Annotated in this window: 2 protein-coding genes; both read right to left on the reverse strand. The window is 39.8% G+C overall.

Annotated features, from left to right (window positions below):
* Window positions 1-467, reverse strand: a 467-nt coding sequence (locus tag ACR2F7_RS14480; protein WP_432714257.1) for an FKBP-type peptidyl-prolyl cis-trans isomerase, incomplete at its 3' end; no start/stop codon positions are given.
* An 11-nt stretch (window positions 468-478) separates the two neighbouring features.
* A partial coding sequence (locus tag ACR2F7_RS14485; protein WP_432714258.1) for a thioredoxin domain-containing protein occupies window positions 479-1,700 on the reverse strand: 1,222 nt, incomplete at its 5' end.

The raw sequence follows: 1,700 nt of genomic DNA on the forward strand, positions 1-1,700 counted from the left end.
TGACCGTGACTTAATTCGTCAGCAGTTGCTTCACGTTCTGAGATTATTCTACCAGCAAAGATTAAGTTTTTACCAGCCATTGGGTGGTTTAAATCTACAGAAACAGTTTCTTCATGAACGGCAGTAACACCAGCTCTGAAGTGATTTCCCTGGTTATCTTGCAAAGGAATAATATCTCCAACATTTGGAAGATCGACTTCTTTGAACATATCTTTAGGTAAATCTGCAAAAGCTCCCGGATCGATTTCACCGTAACCATCTGCTGCAGAAAGCTCAAAGCTGTACTCATCACCAACATTTAAACCAAGTAAATGCTCTTCAAATTTTGGCAACATCATACCTGCACCATATAAAAAAACTAATGCATTTTGCTCATCGGCTTTTTCTACAAAAACTTGTTGTCCTTCTTCGTTAGTCGTATGCAACTCATACGTTAAGGAAACTACTGTATTAGGTTTAATACTCATTAGAATCTAATTTAATTTATTAATTTTAGTGCCTCCTCAACTGTGTTTACAGGCAGCTGACATGCATTATTTCGGCAAATATATATTTTTGTTTCTATGCTTTGCTTATCTTTTAACAAAGGGAGTGAAGAATTTGTTCCTGCAATTGTAATTTTATTTGGAATATAGTTGTTATTCAACTCCTTAACCATTTCTGCAAAGCCGTTGCCGGCAATAGCAATTTCATTGGTACTGAACACTTCATTTAGCATTTGTATGGCCCAGTTAGAATAGGCCGAGCCATAGGTTTTCAACTGTGGTTTTACCGCAGCCAACATGGCCGATGCTTTGAAAAGGTAACTTTGCTCATCAAACAATAAACCCAGGGTATGCAGGTTTTGTGCCATTGCAGAATTAGATGAAGGAATAACATTATCCATAATTTCATGCTTGCGGGCAATTAAAGCTTCGCTGCTGGCACTGGTATAAAACAACATAGGACTGTGAGGGTCATTGAAATCTGCGAGCACCAGGTCGGTTAGCTTTTTAGCTTCCAGCAACCAGTATTCGTTAAAATCTGCCTGGTATAAGGCAATTAAAGCATCAATAAAAAAGGCATAATCATCTAAGAAACCCGCAATGCTTGCCTTGCCATTTTTATAATTACGGTATAAACCACCGTTTTCAGTCCTTAAATCAGATAAAATAAATTGAGCGGCTTTTTTGGCCAGCTCCAGGTATTCCTGCTCAGCAAAGATACCGGCACTTTCGGCAAGTCCCTTAATCATCATGGCATTCCATGCCGTAAGGCATTTATCATCCAAGCCGGGGCGCACCCTTGCACTCCGATGTTGCAACAGCTTTTCTTTAGCCATTTTTACTTTCATCTGCAGGTCTTCAAGCGCCAAACCTTCCTTTTGAGCAAATTCTTCATCCGTAACACGCCTAAAAAGGATGTTCGTTTGCTCCTCTTCCCAATTTCCTTCTTCGCTAACATGGTAATATTTAGCTAAAAGCTGATGATCGCCTTCAGTTAATACTTCAAACTCGTCTGCCGACCAAACATAAAACTTACCCTCTACCCCTTCGCTATCTGCATCAAGCGCAGCATAAAATAAGCCTTCCGGAGAAATCATTTCTCTTTTTAGCCAGCCTATGGTTTCTATGGCCACTTCTTTAAATAAAGGTAGTCTAGAGCATTGGTAAGCTTCGGCATAAAGGCTCAGCAGCTGACCATTGTCGTACAGCATTTTT

The sequence above is a fragment of the Pedobacter sp. genome (genome assembly GCF_045628745.1).
Classification (GTDB): Bacteria; Bacteroidota; Bacteroidia; order Sphingobacteriales; family Sphingobacteriaceae; genus Pedobacter.